Below are 26,989 nucleotides of genomic sequence, written 5' to 3' on the forward strand. Positions count from 1 at the left end.
GCCATCTCATTCAAGAGACGACAGGCTGTTAACCTTCGCGGTACCACTCTTGTTGATGCTCTGTACCGGTTAAGTTACTGCCGATTCCAATTGAACATCCACTCTACGGTCCAGTATGTTAGATACTCGACCACCCTTTCACGGAGGTTACCCGTAGACGGTGTACGAACGTTCCGGCGACAATTGCCGGTAATGCTTCCACCGTTCCGCTCCCAGACGAGTTCAGGTCCCCTTCGACTGCGTCGCACCTACCCGCAGCTCTCTTATCCCAGAGTATCCTTACTACTTCCGCTCATCGCGTTTCCTTGTATAATTGAACTGATTATACTCGTTAGCTCCAAATGATGTCAATAGGCGGATACAGACCATTGTTCCAATGAGAATCCAGGGTCTGCAACCATATCCAGCGGAGTACCGCCATCATGCTGCCACTTCACGTATGCAGCAGCTCCAATCATAGCTGCATTATCCGTGCAGTATACCGGAGGTGGAATAATAAGCTCAATGCCCTCCGCTTCACAGCGTGAGATCAAAGCCGAGCGCAGGCCAGCATTAGCAGCAACACCTCCACACAGCAATAACTGCTTGGAGCTAGTAGCTTTAACAGCGCGTACCGCTTTTTCCACCAGCACCTCAACCACAGATTCTTGGAACCCGCGGGCAATGCCTGCGACATCTGGCGTGAGACCCTTCATCTTGCTCTGATTCACAACGTTCAGCACAGCCGACTTTAAGCCACTGAAGCTGAAATCATAAGAACCCGGCTCCAGCCATACTCTTGGTAACGGTACAACCTCAGTCGCCTCGCGGGCCAGACGATCCACATGAGGTCCGCCGGGATAAGGGAACCCTAGTGCCCGTGCTACTTTATCATATGCTTCGCCTACGGCATCATCACGGGTGCGCCCGATAATTCGAAACTCACCCTCCCGCTCCATATGAACCAGTTCAGTATGTCCACCGGACACCACTAGTGTCATGCATGGATACTGTAACTCTGCCACTAAACGGTTAGCATAAATATGTCCTGCAATATGATGTGTACCAATTAGCGGCTTACCCCATGCGAGTGCAAGGCTCTTGGCAGCTACTACCCCGACAAGTAAAGCCCCCACCAAACCTGGGCCTTGTGTAACCGCCACCGCCGACAACTGATCTGGTTTAACCCCTGCTGTAGCGAGTGCTTCTTCTATCACCAGTGTAATTACTTCCACATGCTTACGGGAAGCTACTTCTGGTACTACGCCGCCGAAGGCGCGATGTGTCTCAATCTGACTCGAGATGATGTTGGATAACACTTCAGAGCCATCTTTGACTACAGCGACCGACGTTTCATCACAACTCGTCTCAATAGCAAGTATTAGTACAGGCTGAGCTGCGCCCGTTTCTGTCTTCATTTCAAGTCCACGCTTCCTTCCATATTCCCATGCTCCTCATACTCTGGCAGATCCGCCCACATAATGAGCGCATCTTCGCGATTATCGGAATAATATCCTTTGCGTGTGCCAGCAGATCGAAAGCCTTTTTTACGATATAAATTCTGTGCTACCTCGTTCGATACCCGTACCTCAAGTGTAATAGACTTCATCCCCACATAAGATGCCGTCTTCATCAGCTCTTCGAGCAAACGCTCGCCCCATTTACGTCCACGATAGGCTTCGAGCAGGGCTATATTCGTCACATGCGCCTCATCCACGATGGCCCACATACCGGCATAACCGATAATATGACCTGCCAGCTCCATAACCATATATTTTGCAAAATGATTATGCGTCAGCTCGTTGCGAAAAGCTTCCTCTGTCCAAGGCATCGTGAAGGCTTCCCGTTCAATGATAAGAATGTCAGGAATATCCGTAAGCTTCATCAAACGAAAAACAAGTTCAGCCTCTTGAGCTATCATTGATTCCGCTTCCGTCATGGTTTCTTTAAGCCCCCTTCTCTGCTTAACCGCAGATTGGCCTCCGCTTCTGAGATCTGAGTATAGTTAGGGATCAAGCTATGGATATCATCTTTCTCTACCTGAAGCCGCGCTTCTCCAAGAAATCCTGTCCAGCGGCCTTCCATTTCATAAGGAACTGCAATAGAAACACCAAGATCCTTCAATGGACGAAGCGATTCCTCACTGCCATGAACGGCAGTCTCCCCAACAAACCAAAGAACAGCGGGCTTATTGCCCTCGACTGAAGCCTGTCCTAAACGTTCAGCTAAGTACTCCACCCAATCTGCCATCAGGCGGATGGCATCAGGCTCAAGACGGCTAGGAGCATTATTTCCCTCAGCTGCGAATAATCCTGTATACACCTGTCCTCGGCGCGCATCCATTAGTGGAATGATCCAATCAGGCCCGTAGCTGCTATTCTCGGTAGTTTGTTCCGACGCTTTGGTCATCACGTTATTCTTGAGGGCTGTTTGATATCCGCCCCATGCTACTGCATGTAGACTCGAAATACCGACAACTGGGACATCCCATGCCCATGCCAGCGTTTTGGCAGCGGTAACTGCGATACGCGTCCCCGTATACGATCCAGGACCCACACCAACAGAAATCCCGCCCAGCATTGCAGCAGTAGTTCCTGTTGCTTGCAGCGCCTGCTCAATGATCGGGAGTAAATGCACCGAATGATTCCGTTCTCCAGAAGCATTTATTTCATGCAGTAGTTCCCCATTCTCTGTAACTGCCACGCCTAATACTGCAGTTGATGTATCCAGCGCTAAAAGCCGCTTGCGCGGCTCTGTATTCTGATTCGTCATAATCCTTAACCCCACTTCTGGATCAGCTGCCGGCAAAGCTCACCATACGGCTCCCCGATTCCGGTCACCGTAATCATTCTTTCATCTGGCCCCACTGTTTCCATGTATATATGCATATGCCGCGGCGGCATTAAATCCGTAATAATACTGCTCCATTCCACCAAGCAGACCCCTTGCCCGTAGAAATACTCATCAAGTCCAAGCTCGTCCGCTTCCTGAAGCGAAATCCGATATACATCCATATGATATAGGGGCAGACGGCCCTCGTACTCTTTAATAATTGTAAAAGTAGGACTGTTTACGATCCCCTTTACGCCGAGATGCCGAGCGTACCCTTGCGAGAATGCTGTTTTTCCTGCGCCCAGATCGCCGTCCAAACCGATAATCATCCCTGGCGTTGAAGCAGTAGCTAGAGCAGCTGCAAGCAACTCCGTATCCTGGAGGCTGTAAGAACGGTAAGTGAACACCGTTTCGTCTGTATTGTCCAACTACAACTACCACCTTTTAAAATATACCTGCCAAAAACCATTACTATTAATTATATCGGTATGCTCCATCCATCGCAACAACTGTCCCAATTCAATCTCCCATGCCAGTATGCCAACAATAGAAAAAGAGACCTCTACGCAAAAATAAGCATAAAGAGTCTCTTTTATAAAAGTGTAATTTAGCTTATCTCAGGTCTTTGAACAAACCTTGTTAATGATCTTGCTCCTCTAACCGTTCAACGCCTACCGTATGCGTATTCGTTGGTCGAGAGCCCACTTGAACCGTAGCCATTCCGTTCTGTGCATCCACATGCTCAATCCATACAGGTTCTCCATCCAAATGTACACTTACCGTCTCTTTAGAAGCATAAATATCCTGTGCTCGTTTGACGTCCACCACTGTTCCCCTCCTTTATTTTACCTAAATCTCACGATTCTAATGGCGAAGTTTCTTCGAGGGTTGATTCCGCATCAAGCTTCTCCGAGTCCGAGACCTGACTTGCTTCCGGTGGAGCTATAATGCTGTCCCAATCCACAACTGTCGCTGGAATATCCTGCTCGCTCAGCGCATCGATCCACTCATTTCCACGCGGTTCCATGACTTAGTATTCTCCTCCTCAGCTTTATTAGCCTGATTTTATATTTTCCCATGCTTCACAAAAAATGCACCCGGCTAGAAAAGCCTGTCCTGCCTCATACTAACCCAAAGCAAATAACTTAGATCAGGAGGCGTTTCTCATGCATACCGTTTGGAAAGGAGCCATCAGCTTCGGGCTAGTGCATGTTCCGGTTAAAATGTTCTCCGCTACGGAAGACAAGGACATTTCTCTGCGTTATATCCATAAGGAATGCGGCAGCCCACTGTCGTATGTACGTAAATGTCCGGTGTGTGACAAAGAGGTGGCTTGGGAAGAAATCGGCAAGGGGTATGAATATGAAAAAGGGAAGTTTGTTCTATTCGACAAAGAGGAACTGGATCAATTGACCGACGAAAGCAGCAAAAGCATTACCATACTCGACTTTGTTGATCTGACGGAGATCGATCCAATTTATTTTCAAAAAACCTATTACTTATCTCCGGATCAGGCTGGTACAAATGCATATCGGCTTCTTATGGAGGCCATGCGTCAAACTGGTAAAATTGGCATCGCCAAAATATCGATTCGTTCAAAAAGCAGTCTGGCTGCTATTCGTGTGCTGGAGGATTGCCTCGCCATCGAGACTATTTTTTATCCTGATGAAGTGCGACCGGTCTCGCAAGTGCCTGGCCTGCCCGAAGCAGGGACAGTGAATGATAAAGAGCTGGATATGGCCAAGCTGCTCATTTCACAGCTATCCACGCCTTTTGATCCGGCAAAATATACCGATGATTATCGCCAACGTATGCTTGATCTAATCTCACATAAAATTGCAGGCGAGGAATTTCATATCGCTCCTGCCAAACAGGAAAGCAATGTAATTGATCTAATGGCAGCATTGCAGGCCAGTATTCAGGCTGTACAGCATATCCCTACAGATCCGGGTCCTTCATTAACAGGTACTAAGAAAACAAAAACTAAAGCAGCTCCGGCTGCCAAAAGAAAAACAGCCAAGTCTAAAGCAGCAGCTGAGCCTGCCGATCAGCAAAACGAGTCTTCTGGAACTATTCCTGTCATCGCACCAAAACCGAAACGCCGCAGCCCAAAAAGTAAAACAACCGTATCTTAGGAGGCTCTGCTGATGAAGCTTCAGCCTATTATTCCTTTTGAACCCATACTGGCTGGGCAGCTTCCAGCAGGCAACCAGTGGATCGCACAGATTAAATGGGATGGCGTTCGCATGTTGTCCTATTACGACGGAAGCACTACTCAGCTTATTAACAGACGTGGAAATTACCGTACAGCGCAATACCCTGAGCTTACTGATGTAAATACTTATTGCAAGGCTCATTCCGTTATTCTTGATGGTGAAATCATTGCACTCAAGGACGGCAAGCCCTCATTTCACGAAGTTATGCGGAGGGATAGCTTAAAGAATGGCTCCACCATTTCCGTCGTTAGGTATCAGGTTCCTGTCATTTATATGATTTTTGATATTCTGTTTTATAATGGCCAATCGACGATGGATCAGCCTTTATTCTCACGGCAGCAGCTGCTAAACGATATTCTGCTGCCGCATCCCCATGTTCAGGCCGTACCCAGTTATACCGATCCCACAGAATTATTCGCCGCTGCTCAGAGTCAGAGCTTAGAGGGAATCGTCTGTAAGGATATCAACAGTACTTATGCTCCCGGTGGAAAAGATAAACGCTGGCAGAAACGCAAAATCATTTCTGATCTTACGGCAGTAGCCGGGGGTGTAACGTTCCGAGACGGCATCGTCAATGCGCTACTTCTTGGGCTGTATGATGATAAAGGAAATTTGCATTATATCGGACATGCCGGGCCAGGAAAATTGACTGTACAGGATAAACGCGACTTAACTGCAGAGGTACAGCATTTAAAAATAGATCAAATGCCCTTTACAGCTGATCCCCAGCGAGGGAAGGGTGCTTTTTGGATAAAACCGAAGCTTGTCTTCAAAGTTCATTTTTTGGAATGGAATACCTCAGGCACTCTTCGTCAGCCGGTTACTCAAGCTAGGGTAGATCTTCCTCCCGAATCATGTACTTTGGAGCAAAAAGGATAAACTCTTTCCAAAGAAACGTCCTCCCGAATTTATCGAGAGGACGTTTCTTATTGCGCTGTAAGATTCGTTACAATGGTCTCCAGCTCTGCTTTTGTCTGCGCAGTATTTTTCGTATTCGTAAGCTTGTAATCAATACTTCCATCCGCACTGGACCATACAAGCTGGACTTTTAGATCTCCATGGTGAGGACCAAACAGCGTGTAGACTGCTTCAACCCCGTTGATGGTCAAATTTTCATCCTGGTCACCAGGCAGCTGCGCTAAAGTAACCCCTTCCGGAAGCGTATATGCTGGAGCTGATTTTAGATTCAATCTCTCCCCATTTCGCAGATAAGTGATAGAGGTTTCTGTATCGCTCCATTTTAAGCTTTGTGAAATCACTTTTTTACCAGCAGCTTGTGCTTTAGCTTTTACCTGATCTCTGAGGGTCTTATACTCTGTACTGAAAAACTTCGGAAGCACTGGATTTAAAACGACATCCTGCAACTTATATTCGTCTGGTAGAGCAGCGGGTATCAGAAGTGAATTCCCAGTTAATGAAGATAGCTTCTGTGCTGCTTCGTTTATAGAGCTGAATCTGTATGGCATATAGCTTACACTCAAATCTTCCTCTGGATTAGATTTTTTGTCATTAACATAGAGAGCCTTAATTTCTCCCGCTTGTAGGGGAACAGCATATTCTTTGGCAATCAAATCCTTAATCGTTGGCGATACCGGTGGTGATTTCTGCTCAACCGGAACCGTACCTTTACTTTTATTATTGCTCCCCGCAGGCACTGCGCCTGCTGTTCCACTTACCGCACTCATTAACACTATCAGGCTCAAAGCCGTGATGGCCGCACTTTTTTTAATCATCTTTATAATATCCTCCTTTAACCCCTTGGTTATTTGATCATGCTTTTAGCTACAGCCAACATTTCATTTGTCGTCAGCTTACTGACCCGATTGTCTGAAAGGGTATATTGTATCGCGCCTGATTTATCCAGCCACACTAGCTTAGTGTTGAAACTTGCTTCTTTAGCCGAATCAGTTGTAAGAATTACTTTCCTACCGTTGACCGTCAGTTCTTTCTTAGTTTCCGAAGCTCGTACAAAAGGCACAGCTCCTTCGGGAAGTTTGGCGGGCGGCACTCCAGTTACAATGCTAAAATTGGCTTTTCCTTTGGCATACAGCTGCATAGACAAGTTCGTTTGGCTCCAGCTGATGATCTTGCTAAACAACTGTTTGTTGGGATCACCTGCCGCCGCTACTACCTTTAGATCCTGCTCTAATTTTAGATACAGCTCTGAATCGTTTGCTACAGACGGTGGATAAATGATGGCTGTCGCCAGAGCGAAGCCCTTAGGAAGATTTCCAGGCTGTGGAGTAGCTGGACCCTTCAACGCTTTGAATTTAGCAGCAAAGGATTTGTAGTCTTTAAAAACAAATCCTTTGCCAGAGAAGCTGATCGTATCCTGAGGGTTAGAGACTTTGTCACGTACGTAGTAGGCCAAGTACGTACCTTCCTTCAATCCCGCTACCAGGGCCTGCAGTTCCTTCTGGAGCTTCTGATCGGTTGGTACTGCAGTCTGCTGCCCAGAGGCAGCTGCGACCGAAAGAAACAAGCCAGGCGCAACCCCACTTACAACTACTCCTGTTCCTAACAAGGTTGCTGCCGAGAGCGCGATCAGTGTTTTTTTGAGTTCATCATTTAGCTTCAATTTCTAACATCCTCTCCTTCTAATAGGGTGAATGTAAGCTCACCCTGTTTTCAACTACACTTCTATAACACTCCAGCATGAGAAAAAGGGACTTTTTCTCACAAAAAAAAGAGGCCGCCCCAAGCAACCATCATGGCTTTTGGGACAGCCCCTTTTTTTGTTCTTAACATTACAAATGACGCGCCAAGTGATGCAATATGTGAAGCACCTATAGAGTAATTGGGGAATTTCTCCCTAAAATTCAGAGATTTCTGTTCATCGGACTTATAATTAGGGAAAACTTCCCTGAAATTTGGCCTATTCGGCAACGAATAAAGAAATTCCTATGATTATTAGGGAGGAATTCCCTGATTTCGTTCATTTAGAGCGAATATCGGTTATTTTTAGGGAGTTTTTCCCTAATTAGTTTAAAGCACGTAAATCACACATAGCACATCGCCCACCGCCCCAACCAGTAGCATAGAACACTACGCGTGGCATATCGTCACATAGCACAGTAAAATCCATTACTTTTCCTATTCCATAAAAAAAGCTGCCTCCCAAGTAGATTTCACTACTTTTGAGACAGCTTCTCATATTGTACGGATAGAACAACAGTAGCTAGCGAATAAAACTATTGGCAATCACTTGCCATTGTTCACGAGTTAAACTGTTATTCAATCCATCATTTAGACTACGAATCGTCTGGCTGGCTTCATCATACCAATACAAACGATTCTGGGAAGACCAACCTTTCGACCCTTTTTCAGTACCCGCCGCGATAAATACTGCCTCTTTCCCCGTGCCTGTCACAGACCATTTTTCGGCAGTCTGACCTTCCAAGATAGACACTTGCGTTATACCACCCATATAGGCGCTCTGACTTAAGGATAGTTCAATTGTTTGATCCTCCTTATGGTAGGAAACCTCAGCACTCTCTATGGCATTCACAGCGATCTTCTCTATAAATAGCTTTTGGCCTGTTTTATCGACCTTTGCTTTTTTTTGAAATTGTTCAAGCATTTCTTTATATTCCTTGTCTATCGGCCAGTAAGGAGGAGCGGCTTTAAAAGTGGCGTACTCAAATTCATAACCATTAGCGAGTATGGAAGGCAGCTCGGGCCAGAAATCGCCAGTCCCTTTTAATTTTTTTACGAAATCTTGATATTTAGAATACACCGGAGAACTGAAAGCGAACTGCAATTGATTTCCATAGCCTAAACCTTTGGCCAACTTAGTAAACTCAGTATCATTCACATAATAAGCAGCCATTTCTCCAGCATTCAAGTGAGCAAGCACCTGCTCATTATAAGTCGCTAATAAACTCAAATACTTCTCTATCGCAGGAGAGGTCGAAGGAATAGGGGTATTATAGTGCACCGTCTGTACAATAGCCTTCCCTCCGCTGTTCACTAGCGTAATAGCTCCATCCGGAGGTTGCGTGATATCAATTGTAGACTGGCTACCATGCTCCGTTAAACCTCCAAGTCCAGACAGCTGAAGGGCACCAAATCCGATCATCCCCAGCAATATAGCTGCGGAGACCCCTGAGAGAAGTCTTTTCCTAAATTTAGATGGAAGCGGGATAGTCTTCTCTTGCATCTGCATAACGGGAGCTCCCGGTTCTCCGAATGACTCCAGCTCGTCTCTGAGGTTCGTCATTTCTCCGTCCATCGTTTTCTGTTGATCATGAATTGCCATTACCCGATTCATAACTGCTGCTTTTACATCTAGTTCGTCGCAGTTCCCCAATGCGTCCATTTTCTTTATCATTTTCTCTTCAACACAGCTTCGTTGCCCCACCATTCCGTCCCCCCTTTTTGAGCATTCATCATTTTGCCAAGCTTCGTAATCGTACGCCTGTATTTCTTCTTCACAGCATCAGTATTCTTATCGAGGATCTCCGCAATTTCCGGGAAGCTCTGTTCCTCAAAAATTCGCAGCACTAACAAGTTTCGCTCCTCTGTCTTCAGCTTCGCGAGGGCAAAAGTCAGATGCTCGTTAAATATGTAACGGTCCATCAACTGTTCCGGGCTTTCTGCAGGAGGATCCGGTTGAAAAAGCGCCATAATCTTCAAATGTCTTTGACGTTTGCGGATCAGGCTGAGGCAATGATGATAGGCAATTTTATATAGCCAAGAAGAAAAGCTCGTGATAGGGCGATATGTGCCTATGTGCTGATATGCCTTCACTAGAATATCCTGTACCGCATCCTCCGCTTCTGTTCGACTCCCAAGCAGCCGGCAGCAATAGCGGTAAATCGGCTTTTGAAAAGCTTCGACGATAAGGGCATAGGACTCTACCTCGCCTGCCTGTACCCGAACGACGGTGTGTTCGATCCCGTCCAAAATCAGCAAACTCCCCTTTCACATAACCGTATAACCTTATAACTCTTATGATCATCCAAAAGGGACACTTTGGAAATATATTTTTCATGAAAAGGAACAGACTGGCACATAATACCCTCATTCCTATAACAGAGAGGAGGTTCAGGATGCCAGCAGCCATCAAAGGCACAATTACTGTAGACGGCCAAGAGATAACCATCACCAACCCAGAGAAGCTGCTATGGCCGGATTGCGGGATTACGAAGCGGATCTATCTGGAAAAGCTCGCCGCCCTCTCTCCCTACCTGCTGCGTTATTGTCGAGATCGGCTGCTAACCGTAATACGTTATCCGCATGGTATCTCTGGAATGTCCTTTTATCAGAAAAATGCACCTGATCCTCTTCCAACCTTTGTCCAGACCGCTGTTCACGAGAATATTAACTATATCAAGCTGCAAGGTTTACCTGAGCTGATCTGGCTGGGTAATCTGGCTGCTTTGGAGTTTCATCCTTCTTTGCATTATGTAGGTAGCGAGCTGCCTTGTGAATGGATGATTGATCTAGATCCGTCGCGTGAGGTCGAGCCCCGTATCATGGAAGCAACTGCAATCGTAGGGACGGTCCTAACCTCCCTTGGTTTATCCTCTGTGCCCAAAACCTCCGGGGCTACCGGGGTGCAGATCATCGTTCCTATCGAGACTGGTGTTACTTTTGATGGATTGCGAAAAATCGGACACTTTGTGGGGCGTTATGTCACTGAAAAGCACCCCGATTTATTCACCTTGGAGCGTCTGAAGAAGAATCGGGGAGATAAAATCTATTTTGACTACCTCCAGCATTACAGTGGCAAAACATTAGCTGCACCTTATACACCACGTGCCAGGCCGCTTGCTACAGTATCCACACCATTGCTCTGGAAAGAGGTTCAGCAAAACGTATCTCCTACTGATTTTCATCTGCTCAATATTGAGGAACGCCTGCAACAGATGGGAGATCTTTTGGAAAAAGTGCCACCGCAGCCCGTCAAACAACTCATTGCTAAGCTTCCATAGGGATGGAATGCCACGAATAATGAGCCCCAAAACAGCAATAAGCCCGCAGCATCATTTCATGCTACGGGCTTATCAGGCGTCCCACTCAAGGACAGAAGGTATATTGTATAAGAATACGGCATATCGAGTCTTGTTCACCGTATTTATTGCTCCATTATTCGTAAAAATACCTTCTTTCAGTTAATAGTACTAAAGTGCCAAGCTAAAACGCCTGCGGCGTCCTTTTAGGATGGTAAGCTAATGAATTGCTTTCTTCTTGAAACGGCCACCTTTAACATCATGAATGTTACCTATTGCGATGAATGCACCAGTATCCCAATCCTCAACAATGGATTTAAGCTTAGCTTCTTCCAAACGGGTGATAACCACGAAGATCACTTTCTTATTCTCCCCGGAAAATCCGCCTTCTCCATCTAAATAAGTAACACCACGTCCAAGACGTTCCGTCAAGGCTTCACCGATATCACGGAATTTATCACTAATAATCCATACCGATTTCGACTGATCCAGACCCTCAAGTGTAATGTCAATTACCTTGAATGCAATGTAATAAGCAATTAGTGAGAACATCGCATTATTCCAACCGAACACAAATCCAGCTCCGGATAAGATGAACAGGTTGAAGAACATAACAACTTCACCTACAGAGAAGGGAAGCTTCTTGGCTACTAGAATCGCAACAATTTCTGTACCATCTAGTGATCCGCCAAAACGTACAACTAGCCCTACACCTACACCAAGAATGATCCCCCCAAAAACGGCAGCAAGCATTGGCTCAACCGTAAAAGCATTCACATGATGCAACATTGAAGTACCAATAGACATAAGCACAATTGCATATAAGGTAGATAAGGCAAAGGTCTTACCGATTTGCTTATAACCGATTAACAAGAACGGAAGGTTTAACAGCGTCAATAAAATCCCCAAAGGAATGTCGAATAGATGTGATAAAATAATGGAGATACCGGTAATCCCACCATCAATCATTTGATTCGGTACGAGGAATATCTCAAGTGCAACAGCCATCATTGCTGCCCCAATGGATAACATGATCATTCGCTGCGCGAACTTAGCCATTTTATGTGTTCCGGTCTTCTGCAGCTTGTTCTTTTCCTCTTTGGCAATCATTTGTGGACTCACATTCATAGAACTCCCCCTACAATTTAACAGTATAGTGTTGAAACATTCGGAAGTATAATTATAATCTATACTTTCTTACATTTCTTCTTATACAATTATTATATCACAAAATAAGCCCTAATAATGAATGGAACACGTTATATCCTTCGAAAAATTCAGATTTAGTCCTCTTTCCGCTCATAATAGCGGAGATAACAACTGACACAGCCCTTCACCGAGTTTGACAATTCGCCCTCTCTCCTTAAACTTTACAGGATCAATAAATTCACTGTGCTTTTGATCCTTCTCAAACCCTGTGACTAGAGGAGATATAGCATCAGGATGTAGCAGCACAGCAGTCAATTCAAAGTTAGAATAAAAGCTGCGCATATCCAGATTTGCACTCCCCACTGTAGCGAGCAGATTATCGATAATCATGATTTTGGCATGCATAAATCCTTTAGTATAGCGGTAGAATTTCACTCCAGCGTCTTGTAAATTTTCTAAATATGACAAAGAAGCATGATAGACAAGCACATTATCAGGCTTCGCCGGAATGATAATTCTTACATCCACTCCACGAAGTACTGCACTTTTCAAGGCCCGGCAGATGGCAGGATCAGGAATAAAATACGGTGAAGTAATCCAAATCCGCTGTTTAGCTGCACATAAGGCGGCAAAATACATCTCTTGAGAGGCGTCCATTGCAGCATCCGGACCACTCCCAACAATCTGCACGGCTTCTTGTGACTCACAATTATGTTTTGGGAACAGACGCGGATGGCTCGTACTTTCGCCAGAGGCCAGTCTCCAATCCTTTAAGAAGACATACTGAATATAATATACTGAGTCTCCTTCGAGACGCAGATGGGTATCACGCCAGTATCCCATTTTGAGATCCTTCCCCAAATAATCATCCCCTATATTCATTCCACCCGTGAAGCCAACAAGGCCATCCACCACCAGGATCTTCCGATGATTACGGAAATTAAAACGACGGTCCAACAGAGAACTAATCGGAGGTAAAAAAAAGTGGAACTCCACCCCAGCATTTCTCATCGTTCGAATAAACCTACGACTTAATTTATGACTGCCCAGACCATCACAAAGCAAGCGTACCTTAACGCCTTGACGCGCCTTCCGAATCATAACATCTTGAAATTGCTCACCGATCTCATCATCACGATAAATATAAAATTCCATATGTATATGTTCTTTCGCTTCTTCCATAGCTTCCAGCATAGCATCATACGCTTCTCTCGCAGATGATAATACCCTGCTCTTGTTATGACCAGTAATTGGTCCTTCTGCGATCTTAGAAAGCAAACCCAATAGACCCTTATTATTCTCAAACTGAGCGTTCCCACTCTCAGTAACATCCTTTACTACCTTAATATTGCCAGAGACATGCGAACGAATTTCACGAAATAGTGTAGTACATCTTTTGTTTAATTTTCGATTCTGTCTATAATCACGGCCCAGAAAATAATAGAATGCCAGACCCAGCGGCGGACAACAGAATGAAATGAACAACCACGCCAAAGCCCTTTGCGGGCGACGAAACTCCATAAATACAATTACTGCGACCTGAATAATAAAAAGACTTAGAATTATCGCAAAGATCTTCAATGCCCTACCCCCTCCATTAATAAAACAGTTGCAATAGACTCGCTGCGACGACTCTAGTACAGGTTTTGCCGTAACTCTCTTTCTTTATTCAAACAAACCGTTGTCATGTTCCCGAAAGATATGGAATACATAGAGTAGTAAGACAATTCGGGATGAGCCTAATGCAAGTAAGGTCGTTAGCTTCGTGTATCGTAAGGCGGCTGCCATATGCCGCAGAAAGGAGAAGCCATGAAGAGTCAGCCAGATCATAACCGGATTACGCTGCTCGTCGTAAGGGATGCCGGACGCCCAGTCAAACAACTCCAGATCTCCAAGCCACTTGCGTTCGCCCTGCCGGCAGCAGCAGCCCTGTCCCTCTCCAGTCTGGTCACCTCTATGCATTTCCATGCCTCGCAGTCGATCTCACAACTGGAAGCTGAGGCAGCCGCACTATCACTAACCAATCTCCGCATGGAAATGAAGGTCGCTGACAAGGATAAGGATCTAATGCAGCTTCGTACTCAAGTCAGCGAGCTATCAGAAGAGGCAGATCATATTAAAGACAAGCTGAAGAGTGTAAATGCGCTGGAACAGGAGTTGCAGTCTTTGATCAACAAAAGCAAAGGCTCCGCCGCTGAAACAAAAGAATCAAAAAAGGGATCAACCGCTTCAAACTCAACCTTAGGCTTATCGAGCCGTAACGCTGTGCCAATCCCAAATGAGACATCTTTTAAAGCTACAATCACATCACAGGTAGGCGGAGAATATATCGCGTCTTATCAGAACGAATCGCTGAATCTAGTGGAGGAAACAAAAGACGATTTTGAAGAGATCCACGGTATGCTCGATGAAATGGTGGAAAGTATTACTCAAACTATCACTCTGGCGGAGCATGCGAATAACGTTCAAGCAAATCAACAGGCAAAAAAAGCTCAAGCTGAAAAAGCCAGACTAAATGCAGCGGTACTCTGGCCTACCGATTCTAGGGTCATCTCCTCAAGCTTCGGCTACCGAACAGATCCTTTCAAAGGCTTATCCGCGTTCCATTCAGGTGTCGATATTGCCGGGAACTTAGGCGATCCTGTATATGCCGCCTTAGACGGGGAGGTCGTTACCTCCGAGCAGATGGGTGCGAGAGGCAAGTATGTCGTGATCAAGCATTCGAACGGGCTTGAAACCTGGTATATGCATCTGCAGGCAATGAATGTATCTGCGGGAGACAAGGTTAATAAGGGGCAGAAGATCGGCTTGCTTGGAAACACTGGTCGAAGCACAGGACCTCATCTTCATTTCCAGGTAGTGAAGCAGAATAAAACTGTGGATCCATTGGATTATGTTAAACCCTAAACGTTAATGTAAAAATATATGAAACAGGAGGAATTTATACATGTGGAATAAGCGGCAGCAGCGTGCCTCTATCAAGTCTACTGACTCTCTGATTGGGCATGGGGGTACGCTCGAGGGTAAAGTACATTGCGATACGAACCTGAGGATTGAAGGTACCTTTAGCGGAGAAATTATATGCAGTGGTATAGTCACTGTAGGTGAGGAAGGCACGGTGCGCTCCAGTATTAGAGCAGAAGAGATCGTTATCGCTGGTAAAGTATATGGAGATGTTACCGCAGACCGTAGGCTCATTATGACCGGTACTGGCGAGCTGCACGGTAATATTTCTGCAGGAGCACTCAGTATTATGGAAGGCAGCCTGCTTAATGGGTCCATCGCCATGCAAGAACAGCCCACCTCTGAACAAGCAGGTGAGCTCAAAAGTAATACGAAAAAGGACAAGACAGCAAAACGTTCCTCCAAAGCAGAAGAAACGCTTGAAGCCGGTTAATCCTATTTTTATCCAGCAACGTCCCGTTTACGGAAGACAAACCAGGAAACTGCTAAGAATATAACATAATACACTGCCAGCACAGCAATGGAGAAGCCTAGTGTAGCACCACCTGGACCAATATCAGATCCCATGTAGACCCTTAGATCCATATGAGTGAAAATTAAATATCTTGCCCATTCGAACACATCCGGATTAAGCAAAGCAGCGAAAATACCTTGGGCAAACATGATAAACATAGATAACCCTATCGCCAATCCACTTGCACGGAATACGGAAGAGATCATAAAAGCAAGCGTAACCGTCAAGAAAAGAGTGACATAGCGGCATAGGAGATCTATAAAGGAATACTCAGCAGGACTCCAAGCTGTAATCGAAGACAGTGTGTCTCCAGTTGGAGAGGCGAAGATAAACGATGAAGCTAAACCAAAAACAATCAATACTGCAGTACAAAGCAAGCTAAACAACACAATGCTAATGTATTTCGAGAGCAGGATCTGGGAACGGCTCCACGGGCGAATCAGCAGCATTTTGATGGTTCCCCAGGTAAATTCGCCCGCTACGGAGTCAGCGGCTATAACAACAACGAAGATCGTATTCAGGAAGAATACAACACTCACTATCATTTGGAAGCTGTCCCAAACGCCTAAGCGTGATGCAGGGTTATCCGTTGTGAAATACATAAGAGCCGGAAGAAACGCACTAAACACTGCTAGAATAATCAGCATAATCCATGTGCGAGCACGACTATATATCTTGATATTCTCATTATGTATCAACGCTGTAAAATTACTCAATTCCTTCACCTCCTGTAACCTCTAAGAATTGATCCTCTAGCGTACGGGCAAGTGATTTGATACTGTACACTTTAATCCCACCAGCCACTAGTCTGGCATTAAACTCAGCAATTTCTTCACGTGCCGCCTCAACTACAAGCCCGCCGCTCTTTAATGTTCCTTGTCCAATGAGAGCAAGTGCAGCTTCGGCATCGTCAACCTCAAACAATGTTTCTCCGATAGGCATTGTAACATTGCCTACCTCTTTTAGCTGTTTTACCTCAAGCAGTTGCCCATTCTGAATAATGGCTACACTGTCACACATGAGCTCCATTTCGGAAAGTAAATGGCTGGAGACAAATACGGTTGTTCCTTCTTCACGACAGAGTAGGCGCAGATAGTCACGAAGCTCACGTATGCCTTGTGGATCAAGCCCATTGGTTGGCTCATCTAGAACCAGTAGCTTTGGTCGGTTTAGTAGCGCCTGAGCTACTCCAAGTCTCTGACGCATACCTAGGGAATAAGTCTTCACTTTGTCATGAATTCTTTGACCAAGCCCGACCAGCTCCACAACCTCATCAATCCGTTGCTTACTGACTCCCGGTACCATCCGTGCAAATTGTCTAAGATTCTGATACCCGGACAGAAACTTGTACATTTCAGGATTCTCAACAATAGCCCCAACACTTGCAATAGCCTCTTTATAATTATTTTTAATACTATGACCACTAATCAGGACGTCCCCACTGCTAATGGAAATTAATCCCACCATCATTCGTATTGTTGTCGTCTTTCCTGCTCCGTTTGGTCCCAAAAACCCGAATATTTGACCCGGTGGGATATCCAGCGTTAAATTGCTCACCAGCGTCTTAGAGCCTATTTTCTTGGTAACTCCCTGCAGACGGGCAACAGGTTCAGACAGTATTTCTGTATTTGACACAGTATCACTCCCTTTCATTTACAAACAAGTTTACCATACCGTTTTTTTCAGAAAATTACAAAAAAGAAACAGTCTAACGTTCTTTAGACCGAGGATTCGTTTCGATTTGAACAAAAAGGACCTGGCCTCCCGCAAACGAAAGAGTCCAAGTCCCTTATATACTTCATTCAATATTACCTGTTTTCAGAATGCAGGTATTTAGCCACCTACACGTGCAAGCTCGCGCATATTCGCTTCAAATGCAGCCATCAAAGCAGCCTCGCCGGTCAATCCGGTTTGCTCCACTTTGCGAATCTGCTCCATCATCCGTTTGTAATCCTTCGGAATGACACGAACAAACTTCGGCAAGCTATCTGCCCACTGATCCAATACCCGCGCTCCCGCCTTACTGCCTGTAAGCTCTACATGACGGCTAATCAGCTCGCGCAGTTCTTCGATCTCTTCTGGCTCTTCCACTCTCTCAAGAAGTACCATCTCGAGATTGCAGCGGCCGATGAAGGATCTCTCTGGATCGTAAACATAAGCGATACCACCTGACATCCCTGCCGCAAAGTTACGGCCTGTTTCACCAAGAACAACCACACGGCCTCCAGTCATGTATTCACAACCGTGGTCACCCACACCTTCTACAACAACATTCGCTCCAGAATTACGAACGGCAAAGCGTTCACCGGCGATACCGTTGATATAAGCTTCTCCAGCTGTTGCTCCGTAGAATGCAGTATTTCCGATAATGATATTGTCCTCAGCTGCAAAGGTAGCTTTTGGAGATGGTTTGATAATAATCTTACCACCCGACAGTCCCTTACCAACGTAGTCATTGGAATCGCCTTCCACCGTAAGTGTGATCCCCTTAGGCACGAATGCACCCAAGCTTTGACCAGCAGAACCGGTGAAATGAAGACGAATCGTATCATCAGGCAAGCCGGCTGCCCCGTATTTACGTGTCAGCTCGCTACCAAGGATGGTTCCAACGGCACGATTAACGTTCGTAATCGGTAACGATGCTTCTACAGCCGTTCCAGATTCCAGTGCAGGTGCAGCCAGATCCAGCAGTTTAGAGACATCAAGCGTCTCTTCCAGACCATGATTCTGACGTTTACTGCAGAAGCGTGTGCTTCCCTCTGGCATTTCCGGTACATGCAGAAGACTACTCAAATCTACGCCCTTCTTCTTCCAATGCTGCGAAGCTTGAGCAGCGTCTAAGCAATCTGTACGGCCAACCATCTCTTCAATCGTACGGAAGCCAAGACTCGCCATAATTTCGCGTAAATCCTGTGCCACAAAGGTCATAAAGTTAACTACATGCTGTGGATCACCCGTAAAGTTCTTACGAAGATCTGGATTTTGTGTCGCTACACCAACCGGACAAGTATCCATTTGGCAGACACGCATCATGATACAGCCCACAGCTACTAACGGAGCAGTAGCGAAGCCATACTCTTCAGCACCCAGTAATACAGCTACGGCTAGATCGCGTCCGCTAAGCATTTTTCCGTCTGTTTCCAGTACAACGCGGTCACGCAGATTGTTCAGCATCAACGTCTGATGCGTTTCGGCCAAGCCAAGTTCCCATGGAAGACCTGCATGACGAATGGAGTTCATCGGAGATGCACCTGTACCCCCGTCATAGCCACTTACCAGGATAATATCAGCGCGCCCTTTGGCTACGCCAGCAGCAATCGTACCTACTCCGACTTCAGAGACGAGCTTAACATTAATGTTTGCACGTGGATTGGCATTCTTCAGATCGTAGATCAGCTCTGCCAAATCCTCAATCGAATAAATATCATGATGCGGCGGAGGTGAAATCAAGCCCACACCAGCTGTTGAACCGCGCACTTCAGCCACCCATGGATAAACTTTACGTCCTGGAAGCTGTCCGCCTTCCCCTGGTTTAGCACCCTGAGCCATCTTAATCTGGATCTCATCAGCGTTAACAAGGTAGTTAGATGTAACTCCAAAACGTCCGGAGGCTACTTGTTTAATCGCACTGCGACGGGAATCGCCGTTGCTGTCCGGGATATAGCGGGCTGGATCTTCTCCGCCCTCACCAGTATTACTCTTACCACCGATCCGATTCATTGCAATAGCGAGGGTCTCATGCGCTTCCTTACTAATGGAACCAAAGGACATCGCCCCCGTCTTGAACCGTTTCATAATGGACTCCACTGGTTCTACTTCTTCTAATGGAATCGGTTCATAAGCTGACTTGAACTGTAATAAGGAACGAATCGTCAGATGCTTCTCACTTTCACCTTGAACAAGTGCAGCATATTTCTTATACAACTTATAATCCCCACTACGCACGGAGTGCTGAAGCAGATGAATGGTCTGTGGGTTGAACAAATGATCTTCCCCATCGTTTCGCCATTGATAATCACCACCGGAATCAAGCACTTTATCATTTCCGTCTTTTTCCGTGAAAGCACGGTTATGATGGATAAGTGCCTCGGTTGCTACTTCCTCCAGACCAATACCGCCGATGCGGGAAGGTGTCCAAGTAAAGTAACGATCCACGAATTCCGAGTTCAGACCCACAGCTTCAAAGATCTGCGCGCCCCGGTAGGATTGAATAGTCGAAATCCCCATTTTGGAAAGAATCTTAACTACGCTCTTAGTCGCAGCTTTAATATAGTTCTTCACAGCCTTCTCATGCGAGATTCCCCGCAGTAAGCCTTGGCCGATCATATCATCCAAGCTTTCAAAGGCCAGATACGGATTGACTGCACTCACACCATAACCAAGCAGAAGTGCATAATGATGGACTTCACGAGGTTCACCGGATTCAAGCAAAATACTAACTTTTGTCCGTGTTCCTTGCCGGATCAGATGGTGATGCAAGCTCGATACCGCAAGTAGAGCAGGAATCGCAGCATTCTCACGGTCCACACCGCGGTCCGTCAGAATCAGAATGTTATGACCTTTAGCCATAACGCGATCAGCAGCCTCGTTCATACGATCAAGCGCGATACGCATTCCTTCTGCTCCGAGCTCAGCTGGAAAAAGAATCGGAATAGACATCGACTTGAAGCCTGCACGACGAACATGACGAATTTTAGCAAAATCTTCATTCGAAAGAATCGGTGTGTGCAGCGAGATTTGGCGACAGCTTTCTGGTTCTGGTTTAAGCAAGTTACGCTCTGGTCCAATTGTAGTCGTAGTAGAGGTAACCAGCTCTTCGCGAATAGCATCGATTGGTGGATTCGTTACCTGAGCAAACATTTGTTTGAAATAATTATATAGACGCTGCGGACGGTCTGAAAGTACAGCGAGCGGCGCATCATAACCCATGGAACCTACAGCTTCAGCGCCAGTAGATGCCATTGGTTCAAGCACCTTGCGCAAGTCTTCAAAGGTATAGCCGAACGCTTGCTGCAGCTGCTGAACATTGTCATGCTTAGGATTTGGTAGCTCAGGCGCATCTGGAAGCTCTTCGAGACTAATCAAATGCTCATCCAGCCATTGGCGGTAAGGCTTCTCAGTCGCGATAGCCGATTTGACTTCCTCATCGGAGATAATACGGCCTTCCTTCGTATCCACGAGCAGCATGCGTCCAGGCTTCAGGCGGTCTTTATATAGGATGTCCTCTGCTGGAATGTCCAGTACACCCGCTTCGGAGGATAGAATAATCATGTCGTCCTTTGTTACATAATAACGAGCAGGTCGCAAGCCGTTACGGTCCAGAATAGCGCCGATTTGCACACCATCTGTAAAGCCCATTGCAGCAGGTCCGTCCCATGGCTCCATCAAAGTGCTGTGGTATTCGTAAAAAGCTTTCTTGTCGGCGTCCATACTATCATGATTGCTCCATGGTTCAGGAACCATCATCATGGCTACTTGTGTCAAGGAGCGTCCACTCAAATAAAGAAACTCAAAGGTATTATCGAACATTGCAGTGTCCGATCCATCCGGGTTTATAACAGGTTTGATCTTGCTCAGATCTTCGCCGAACACTTCACTCTTGAACAGCGACTGGCGGGCATGCATCCAGTTCACATTTCCGCGCAAGGTATTGATCTCACCATTGTGGATCATAAAGCGGTAGGGATGCGCACGTTCCCAGCTTGGGAAGGTATTCGTACTGAAACGGGAGTGAACTAACGCGATTGCTGATTCCAGCTCTTCGTTCTGCAAATCCAGGTAGAATTGTCCGACTTGTTCTGTAGTCAGCATGCCTTTGTACACGATCTTACGACATGACAAGCTTGGGATATAGAAGGCTTCAGCCTCTTCTACACCGCCGTAGCGAATCGCAAGCTCTGCACGTTTGCGGATGACATAAAGCTTACGCTCAAAAGACAATTCGTTCGTAACCGAGGCCGAGCGACCGATAAACACTTGGCGCACAAAAGGTTTTGCAGCCTTCGCGGTTTTGCCAAGCATTTCATCATAGGTAGGTACATCACGATAGCCGAGTACTTCCTGACCTTCTTCAACAATAATTTTGCTTAAGAGAGCCTCATGTTGAGCCCGAACTTTCTCGTTATGAGATAGAAAAATCATGCCTACGCCATAATGGCCTTGTTCCGGCAAAGCAAAGCCAAGCTTTTGGGCTTCACTAGCAAAGAAACGGTGCGGAATTTGAAGCATGATACCTGCTCCGTCACCAGAGTTGGGTTCGCTACCTTGTCCGCCACGATGCTCCATATTAAAGAGCATTGTTAAAGCGTTACTAACAATATCATGGGACGGTTTGCCTTTAATATGGGCTACAAATCCCATGCCGCAAGCATCTTTTTCGAACTGGGGATCATACAGGCCCTGTTTTCCGGGCAGTTCAGTGTGTCTCATCGAACGCAACCTTTCTATTATAAAGTATGGCGTAATCTTTGGAAAATTTTTCAGATTTAAATTTTAATAATTATTCAAGCCAGATTAGTGCTATTATTTTATCACCGAGGTGACAACAGCGCAATTTAAACTTTTTTATGATGCTGATTAACATTTCTTTTTGCGACACAGCTTTAGTGGACAAAAGTTTAAAAAACTCATCTATGTATAATTATGCATAAATGACGCATAAGAACTTATACAATGAAAGCGTTTCAAGAATTTTCATCACCCTTGAATGTTTGCAAGAAAAAGGGTTCTATGATTTAAACTCAAAAAAAGCGTCTCCCGGAGGAGACGCTTTTTAATTACTTTTTTTCAAATTATACAGTCATAGCTTGTTCACTGTTCATTCCAGCTTCATTGTCCCGACTGCGGGTCATGAAGTAAGCGAAAGTAAGAGCAAGGAACCCAAGACCGAAGATTGCAAGCACACCTACGTCACTCCACATTGCACTGAAGTCCCCTGTAGAAATTACTGATTTAAGACCACTAACTGTGTAAGTCATAGGAAGCAGTGGGTTAAAGAATTTCATCCAGCTCGGGATCAATTCAAGTGGGAATGTTCCGGCACTAGTTGTTAATTGGAAAATAAGAATAACGATAACAACAAAACGTCCCGGTTGATCCAGCCAAGTAACAATGGATTGAACTACCCATGTGTAAACTAGACTAGTCAAGAATGTAAATAGGAAGAATAGCGGTACACTTTGTACTTCTAGTCCAAGTCCGTACAATACAACCACAGCAGCCAGCATAGACTGGATAAAGCTCATGATTGAGAACGTAAGCGTACGGCTGATAAAACGATTCATACGGCTTGCGCCTATTACAGCTGATTCACGCATTGGAATAACAATCGTAGAAATCAGAGCACCTACGAACAACCCAAGAGATAAGAAGTAAGGAGCAAATCCTGTTCCGTAGTTTGGTACATGATTTACTACTTGATCCTCAACCACAACCGGTTGTGCGAACATTTCCATCATTTTATCTGACTTATTCACACTGCCTGTTTTTTCAGCAGCATCTCCAAGCTTAGTTGCCAGTTCTGTTGATCCAGATTTCAGATCATCCATACCATCTTTCAGCTCGCCTGCACCGTCAGCCAGTTTTTTCGAACCATCTGCTACAGCACTGATACCGGAACCTAGTTCGCCTACACCGCTTAGCAGTTTTGAGGTACCATCGCCAAGTGCTTTACCACCTTCAGCCAGCTTGCTGCCTCCAGCTGCAGCTTCTTTAAGCTTCGCACCAAATTGTTGCATCCCTGCATTCAGCTTATCGCCACCCGTTACAAGTGCAGATGCGCCTTGTGCCAGTTTTTGTTGTCCTGTCAAAAGCTGTGTGCTACCAGCATTTAATTGCTGTGCTCCATCATGCAACTGAGTTACACCATCAGCTACCTGCTGTGAACCCGAATGCAGTTGAGTTGCACCTTGTGCCAGTTGCTCTTGCCCACTGTGGAGTGCAGTAGCACCCTGTGCCAGTTGCTCTTGGCTTTGTTGCAGTTGCTCACTACCTTGTGCAACAGCTGCACTAGCTGCTAGGAGCTTCTGTACGGCTGGATTCTGTGCCAACTCAGGACTAGCCTGTGCCAATTGCTGCAACCCTTGAGCGACCGCTTTAGCGCCCTCAGCAACCTTTGTGCTACCTTCTGTAGAAGCCTGCAGGCCCGCTTCCAGCTTCGCGCTGCCATCAACAGAAGAGGTTAAACCTGCTTCCAGCTTCGCGCTGCCGTCAACTAAAGACTGTGTTCCTGCTTGTAGTTTAGTAGTACCATCCACAGCAGACTTCGTTCCTGCTTGAAGCTGTGCGGCACCTGTTACAGCTTGCTTCAAGCCATCACTAAGCTGTTTACTGCCGGCAGCACTTTGTGCAACTCCGTCTTGAAGCTGCGTATGTGCAGTAGACAATTGTTGCAATCCGCTTGCCAACGTGGTTGATCCTGTTTTAAGCGCCGTAGCACCTGCATTCAAATCAGTCACGCCTTGTGTAAGGGGTTCTACACCATTTTGAAGTTTACCTGTTCCATCTGTCAGGACAAGTAGATTATCTTTCAGCTTCAAGGCTCCGTCATCTAGCTTACCAGCACCATCTGCGATCTTGGAAGCTCCATCTCCTGCTTCGCCCAATCCATCAGATACTTCTGTAATCTGATTGAATACAGACTCCACATAAGCCTCTGTTACCTTAGCGGATACTTTAGATTTAATTTCTGATACAGCCGTTCCACCGATCTGTCCGGCCAGAAAGTTGTAGCCTTCATTTGGCTCATAAATAATTTTTGCCGGTTGTGGTTCATCATCCAAAAGCGTTGTTGCTTTAGCAGAGAAGTCTTCTGGAACAATAATCGCCATATAATAGGTATTGTCCTTCATTCCTGCTTGCGCTTCTTCTAGTGAAACAAAGTTCCATTGAAAGCCATCGGTTACCTTAAGCTCCTCAACCAGATCATCTCCGGCCTGAAGTTGTTTTCCTTCATAATTAGCACCGACGTCTTGGTTGACCACAGCAACCGGTAACTCATTCATCTTGCCATACGGATCCCAGAATGCCTTTAGGAAGAATCCGCTATACATCACCGGAATAAATAGGATGGCAATCATCGGAATCAGCACCTTTGGATTTCTCAGTGCTGCGCCAAGATCCTTGGTAAATACGGATAATGATTTCATTCTGGTTCTCTCCTTATGAGCTTATGCTCTCTTTAAAATGCTTTGTTTGCGAAATATTACGTAACACTAGGTGACCGTTTTCCCCATTTGGTCAATTCAGGGGATAAAAAAACGCCTTTCGGCTCTTCTTCAATGCCTAAAACAGCTTGGAAATTGTTAAGGGAAAGCAATCTGATCACGCCATCCCTATCCTGAATCAACGCTTACTGTGCCAATCCTTCGGCGAGAAACAAATGAAAGTACATCTTGATCTGTTCCTTGTCCAAGGGAGTATGTGTTTTATTCAGTTCAGCAGTCAATACAATATATAGCCTGAACATGACTACAGATACGATTTTAGGATCGCAAGGTTTGATTTCTCCCTTTTCAAGGGCTTGTTGCACCTCCCGTTCTAAATATTCTAAAACTAAGTTCTCGATCTTCTCGAGCCCTTCTCCTGCCTGCGGCGTTCCGAATTCGCGACTCTCCTGGGAAAGCTTGATGAATAGCTCCTGCTCACTTCGAAATTCCAGCAGGGCATCCAGCACACGATGCAGGTTATCAAAGAAAGGTCTGTCTCGCCTGATCTCGCGATCAGCAATCATCTTCATTTCTACCATCATATCGCGCAGGATCTCATCAAACAATTGCTCTTTGTTTGTAAAAAAGGTGTAGATGGTTCCTTTCCCGACATTTGCGATCTTAGCAACCTGATCCATGGTAGTCGCCTTATAGCCGAATAATGAAAATGATTTTGCTGCGGCCTGAAGCACCTGCTGTCTTCGATCCACCACTGCCACCTGTGCCCACTTCCTTTCTCCAGAAAATATCATTACCGCTGACTATCTGACCACTTTACTAATCCGGTCAATTGGTCATTCATTACTTTAACATGTAGCTTTGCAGTTTGCAATACTTTAGAAAATCTTTTATTTTTTTATTTATTGCAGGGTTTTAACTTTCTATTTACGTCTTATTTGTATAATGTGAGTAGAGAACAGTTTTCCCTCATCTATTTAAGAAGAAATTCCGCATTTCTATTGAAAAGGAAAGTAGCAGGTGAACTTATGCGAAAGAAAAGAGTACTGCTGTTTTCGGAAGGCTTCGGTACGGGCCACACAGGAGCAGCCTATGCTCTGGCCGAAGGAATAAAGCTGCTGAATCCGGATGTCCAGTGCCGAGTCATCGAGCTAGGTAAATTTCTTAACCCGATGGTCGCCCCATGGATTCTTTCCGCTTACCGAAAAACAGTTAGCAGCCAGCCTAAGCTGGTCGGCATGATGTATAAGACACAATATCATAAATCATTGAACCCGTTGACTAAGATGGCACTTCACCGGATTTTTTATACACATGCCTCTCAAGTGATCGAACAGCTAAAGCCTGATTTGATTATTTGCACACACCCCATTCCGGCCGCTGTCATTTCCAGACTAAAGCGTCGTGGATTGGAGGTTCCGCTGTATACGTTAATTACAGATTATGATGCACATGGTAGCTGGGTAAATTCCGAGGTCAATCGTTATCTCGTCTCTACCCCACGCGTCAAATCAATTCTAACAGGCCGAGGGATTGCTCCTGAGCTTGTAACGGTCACAGGCATTCCTGTGCATCCGAAGTTCTGGGAACGATCCAACAAGACGCTGCTCCGCAAGGAACTAGGTCTAGCCGATATCCCTACTGTTCTCATAATGGGTGGAGGCTGGGGACTGATGTTCGGCAAAGAGATTATGAATTCACTCACAGCCAGAATGGATAACATCCAACTCATCTTCTGTATGGGCAGTAACGAGAAGCTTATAGCCAAAATGAAGTCCAATCCAAGGCTTAATCATCCTAACGTCAGGATTCTTGGATATACCAGTGAAATCAATAAACTTATGGATGCTTCCGACCTTCTAATCACAAAGCCTGGCGGTATGACCTGTACCGAAGGTCAGGCTAAGGGAATCCCAATGCTCTTCTATAAAGCTATTCCAGGTCAGGAAGAGAAAAACTGCCAATATTTCGTAGAGCTAGGGCTAGCAGAGGTACTTGACTGTGAGGTAGTGAATAAATGGTTCTCTATGATGCTCCGTGAGTATTCTGTTCTCGAAGAACAGCGTAAACGCCGTCTAGCCCCTGATAAACATCAACCGCAAAGCTGCGCGACTACCGTTCTGCAGATGTTAGGCAACCCCGCAGACAAAACAGCTGATATCAGAGGAGCAAGATCTCAAGCCCGAGGCGAAGAGCCTGTGTGCATTACACCATAAA

General features: G+C 45.7%; 23 protein-coding genes. 6 read left to right on the top strand and 17 right to left on the bottom strand.

The window, feature by feature from the left end:
- Positions 1-347 precede the first annotated feature (347 nt).
- The 6 genes from tsaD to MKY52_RS04240 form a co-directional block, all read right to left on the bottom strand.
- Positions 348-1,397: a tRNA (adenosine(37)-N6)-threonylcarbamoyltransferase complex transferase subunit TsaD gene (gene tsaD / locus MKY52_RS04215; protein ID WP_341050018.1), complete on the bottom strand. Its 1,050-nt coding sequence runs from the start codon at positions 1,395-1,397 to the stop codon at positions 348-350.
- The gene (gene rimI, locus MKY52_RS04220) at positions 1,394-1,918 is read right to left on the bottom strand and encodes a ribosomal protein S18-alanine N-acetyltransferase (protein WP_042185263.1); all 525 of its coding nucleotides are present in this window, start codon (positions 1,916-1,918) and stop codon (positions 1,394-1,396) included. The genes tsaD and rimI overlap by 4 nt, the downstream gene beginning before the upstream one ends.
- On the bottom strand, positions 1,915-2,751 hold the full coding sequence (tsaB, locus tag MKY52_RS04225) for a tRNA (adenosine(37)-N6)-threonylcarbamoyltransferase complex dimerization subunit type 1 TsaB (protein ID WP_341050020.1): 837 nt from the start codon (positions 2,749-2,751) through the stop codon (positions 1,915-1,917). The genes rimI and tsaB overlap by 4 nt, the downstream gene beginning before the upstream one ends.
- 5 nt (positions 2,752-2,756) lie before the next feature.
- The gene (tsaE, locus tag MKY52_RS04230; protein WP_042185258.1) at positions 2,757-3,239 is read right to left on the bottom strand and encodes a tRNA (adenosine(37)-N6)-threonylcarbamoyltransferase complex ATPase subunit type 1 TsaE; all 483 of its coding nucleotides are present in this window, start codon (positions 3,237-3,239) and stop codon (positions 2,757-2,759) included.
- 211 nt (positions 3,240-3,450) lie between these two features.
- Positions 3,451-3,636, bottom strand: a complete 186-nt coding sequence (locus MKY52_RS04235) for an H-type small acid-soluble spore protein (RefSeq protein WP_042193364.1) — start codon at positions 3,634-3,636, stop codon at positions 3,451-3,453.
- Positions 3,637-3,667: 31 nt separating this feature from the next.
- Complete coding sequence (locus MKY52_RS04240) at positions 3,668-3,838, bottom strand: hypothetical protein (protein WP_156113056.1); 171 nt, start codon at positions 3,836-3,838, stop codon at positions 3,668-3,670.
- Between the two features lie 139 nt (positions 3,839-3,977).
- Here MKY52_RS04240 and ku point away from each other — a divergent pair, with 139 nt between their 5' ends.
- Entirely contained in the window at positions 3,978-4,946 is a 969-nt protein-coding gene (gene ku, locus MKY52_RS04245) for a non-homologous end joining protein Ku (RefSeq protein ID WP_341050021.1), read from the top strand.
- A gap of 12 nt (positions 4,947-4,958) precedes the next feature.
- Positions 4,959-5,906 (top strand): ATP-dependent DNA ligase, encoded by a 948-nt coding sequence (locus MKY52_RS04250; RefSeq protein WP_341050022.1) that lies wholly within the window; start codon positions 4,959-4,961, stop codon positions 5,904-5,906.
- Between the two features lie 47 nt (positions 5,907-5,953).
- Here the strand turns inward: MKY52_RS04250 and MKY52_RS04255 are convergent, their stop codons facing one another.
- From MKY52_RS04255 to MKY52_RS04270, 4 genes are all read right to left on the bottom strand, one after another.
- Positions 5,954-6,760, bottom strand: coding sequence for a hypothetical protein (locus MKY52_RS04255; protein ID WP_341050024.1), 807 nt, complete (start codon positions 6,758-6,760; stop codon positions 5,954-5,956).
- Positions 6,761-6,789: 29 nt separating this feature from the next.
- Positions 6,790-7,605, bottom strand: coding sequence for a hypothetical protein (locus tag MKY52_RS04260; protein WP_341050026.1), 816 nt, complete (start codon positions 7,603-7,605; stop codon positions 6,790-6,792).
- Positions 7,606-8,205: 600 nt separating this feature from the next.
- On the bottom strand, positions 8,206-9,390 hold the full coding sequence (locus tag MKY52_RS04265; RefSeq protein WP_341050027.1) for a hypothetical protein: 1,185 nt from the start codon (positions 9,388-9,390) through the stop codon (positions 8,206-8,208).
- Positions 9,354-9,935 carry an RNA polymerase sigma factor gene (locus MKY52_RS04270; RefSeq protein ID WP_445670776.1) on the bottom strand — a complete coding sequence of 194 codons (582 nt, stop codon included), beginning with the start codon at positions 9,933-9,935 and terminating at the stop codon, positions 9,354-9,356. Before MKY52_RS04270 ends, MKY52_RS04265 begins: the two co-directional genes overlap by 37 nt.
- A gap of 143 nt (positions 9,936-10,078) precedes the next feature.
- Here MKY52_RS04270 and ligD point away from each other — a divergent pair, with 143 nt between their 5' ends.
- A complete protein-coding gene (gene ligD, locus MKY52_RS04275) occupies positions 10,079-10,963 on the top strand; it encodes a non-homologous end-joining DNA ligase (RefSeq protein WP_341050030.1) in 885 nt (294 codons plus the stop codon).
- Between the two features lie 237 nt (positions 10,964-11,200).
- Here the strand turns inward: ligD and MKY52_RS04280 are convergent, their stop codons facing one another.
- Positions 11,201-12,040, bottom strand: a complete 840-nt coding sequence (locus MKY52_RS04280) for a YitT family protein (protein ID WP_231573468.1) — start codon at positions 12,038-12,040, stop codon at positions 11,201-11,203.
- 240 nt (positions 12,041-12,280) lie between these two features.
- A complete protein-coding gene (cls, locus tag MKY52_RS04285) occupies positions 12,281-13,711 on the bottom strand; it encodes a cardiolipin synthase (protein WP_339800823.1) in 1,431 nt (476 codons plus the stop codon).
- Positions 13,712-13,918: 207 nt separating this feature from the next.
- Here cls and MKY52_RS04290 point away from each other — a divergent pair, with 207 nt between their 5' ends.
- The gene (locus MKY52_RS04290) at positions 13,919-15,037 is read left to right on the top strand and encodes a peptidoglycan DD-metalloendopeptidase family protein (RefSeq protein WP_341050032.1); all 1,119 of its coding nucleotides are present in this window, start codon (positions 13,919-13,921) and stop codon (positions 15,035-15,037) included.
- A gap of 40 nt (positions 15,038-15,077) precedes the next feature.
- Entirely contained in the window at positions 15,078-15,527 is a 450-nt protein-coding gene (locus MKY52_RS04295; protein ID WP_341050035.1) for a bactofilin family protein, read from the top strand.
- Positions 15,528-15,535: 8 nt separating this feature from the next.
- Here the strand turns inward: MKY52_RS04295 and MKY52_RS04300 are convergent, their stop codons facing one another.
- The 5 genes from MKY52_RS04300 to MKY52_RS04320 form a co-directional block, all read right to left on the bottom strand.
- Entirely contained in the window at positions 15,536-16,324 is a 789-nt protein-coding gene (locus MKY52_RS04300) for an ABC transporter permease (RefSeq protein ID WP_042185240.1), read from the bottom strand.
- A complete protein-coding gene (locus MKY52_RS04305; RefSeq protein WP_339804174.1) occupies positions 16,317-17,228 on the bottom strand; it encodes an ABC transporter ATP-binding protein in 912 nt (303 codons plus the stop codon). The genes MKY52_RS04300 and MKY52_RS04305 overlap by 8 nt, the downstream gene beginning before the upstream one ends.
- Positions 17,229-17,441: 213 nt before the next feature.
- Complete coding sequence (gltB, locus tag MKY52_RS04310) at positions 17,442-22,037, bottom strand: glutamate synthase large subunit (RefSeq protein WP_341050038.1); 4,596 nt, start codon at positions 22,035-22,037, stop codon at positions 17,442-17,444.
- Between the two features lie 362 nt (positions 22,038-22,399).
- Entirely contained in the window at positions 22,400-24,754 is a 2,355-nt protein-coding gene (locus tag MKY52_RS04315; protein ID WP_341050041.1) for a YhgE/Pip domain-containing protein, read from the bottom strand.
- A 203-nt stretch (positions 24,755-24,957) separates the two neighbouring features.
- Positions 24,958-25,533: a TetR/AcrR family transcriptional regulator gene (locus MKY52_RS04320; protein ID WP_179085738.1), complete on the bottom strand. Its 576-nt coding sequence runs from the start codon at positions 25,531-25,533 to the stop codon at positions 24,958-24,960.
- A 267-nt stretch (positions 25,534-25,800) separates the two neighbouring features.
- On the opposite strand from MKY52_RS04320, the gene MKY52_RS04325 reads away from it, so the two are divergent.
- A complete protein-coding gene (locus tag MKY52_RS04325; RefSeq protein ID WP_076299152.1) occupies positions 25,801-26,988 on the top strand; it encodes an MGDG synthase family glycosyltransferase in 1,188 nt (395 codons plus the stop codon).
- Position 26,989: the final 1 nt, after the last annotated feature.

The sequence above is a fragment of the Paenibacillus sp. FSL P4-0184 genome (assembly GCF_038004625.1).
In the GTDB taxonomy this organism is placed as follows: domain Bacteria; phylum Bacillota; class Bacilli; order Paenibacillales; family Paenibacillaceae; genus Paenibacillus_AQ.

Excerpts from the sequence above, each read along its gene's own strand:
- tsaB (WP_341050020.1), bottom strand. The coding sequence starts at position 2,751 with ATGACGAATCAGAATACAGAGCCGCGCAAGCGGCTTTTAGCGCTGGAT.
- gltB (WP_341050038.1), bottom strand. The coding sequence starts at position 22,037 with ATGAGACACACTGAACTGCCCGGAAAACAGGGCCTGTATGATCCCCAG.
- MKY52_RS04280 (WP_231573468.1), bottom strand. The coding sequence starts at position 12,040 with ATGGCTAAGTTCGCGCAGCGAATGATCATGTTATCCATTGGGGCAGCA.
- ligD (WP_341050030.1), top strand. The coding sequence starts at position 10,079 with ATGCCAGCAGCCATCAAAGGCACAATTACTGTAGACGGCCAAGAGATA.
- MKY52_RS04325 (WP_076299152.1), top strand. The coding sequence starts at position 25,801 with ATGCGAAAGAAAAGAGTACTGCTGTTTTCGGAAGGCTTCGGTACGGGC.
- MKY52_RS04255 (WP_341050024.1), bottom strand. The coding sequence starts at position 6,760 with ATGATTAAAAAAAGTGCGGCCATCACGGCTTTGAGCCTGATAGTGTTA.
- MKY52_RS04315 (WP_341050041.1), bottom strand. The coding sequence starts at position 24,754 with ATGAAATCATTATCCGTATTTACCAAGGATCTTGGCGCAGCACTGAGA.
- MKY52_RS04290 (WP_341050032.1), top strand. The coding sequence starts at position 13,919 with ATGCCGCAGAAAGGAGAAGCCATGAAGAGTCAGCCAGATCATAACCGG.
- MKY52_RS04240 (WP_156113056.1), bottom strand. The coding sequence starts at position 3,838 with ATGGAACCGCGTGGAAATGAGTGGATCGATGCGCTGAGCGAGCAGGAT.
- MKY52_RS04265 (WP_341050027.1), bottom strand. The coding sequence starts at position 9,390 with ATGGTGGGGCAACGAAGCTGTGTTGAAGAGAAAATGATAAAGAAAATG.
- ku (WP_341050021.1), top strand. The coding sequence starts at position 3,978 with ATGCATACCGTTTGGAAAGGAGCCATCAGCTTCGGGCTAGTGCATGTT.
- tsaD (WP_341050018.1), bottom strand. The coding sequence starts at position 1,397 with ATGAAGACAGAAACGGGCGCAGCTCAGCCTGTACTAATACTTGCTATT.
- MKY52_RS04250 (WP_341050022.1), top strand. The coding sequence starts at position 4,959 with ATGAAGCTTCAGCCTATTATTCCTTTTGAACCCATACTGGCTGGGCAG.
- rimI (WP_042185263.1), bottom strand. The coding sequence starts at position 1,918 with ATGACGGAAGCGGAATCAATGATAGCTCAAGAGGCTGAACTTGTTTTT.
- MKY52_RS04295 (WP_341050035.1), top strand. The coding sequence starts at position 15,078 with ATGTGGAATAAGCGGCAGCAGCGTGCCTCTATCAAGTCTACTGACTCT.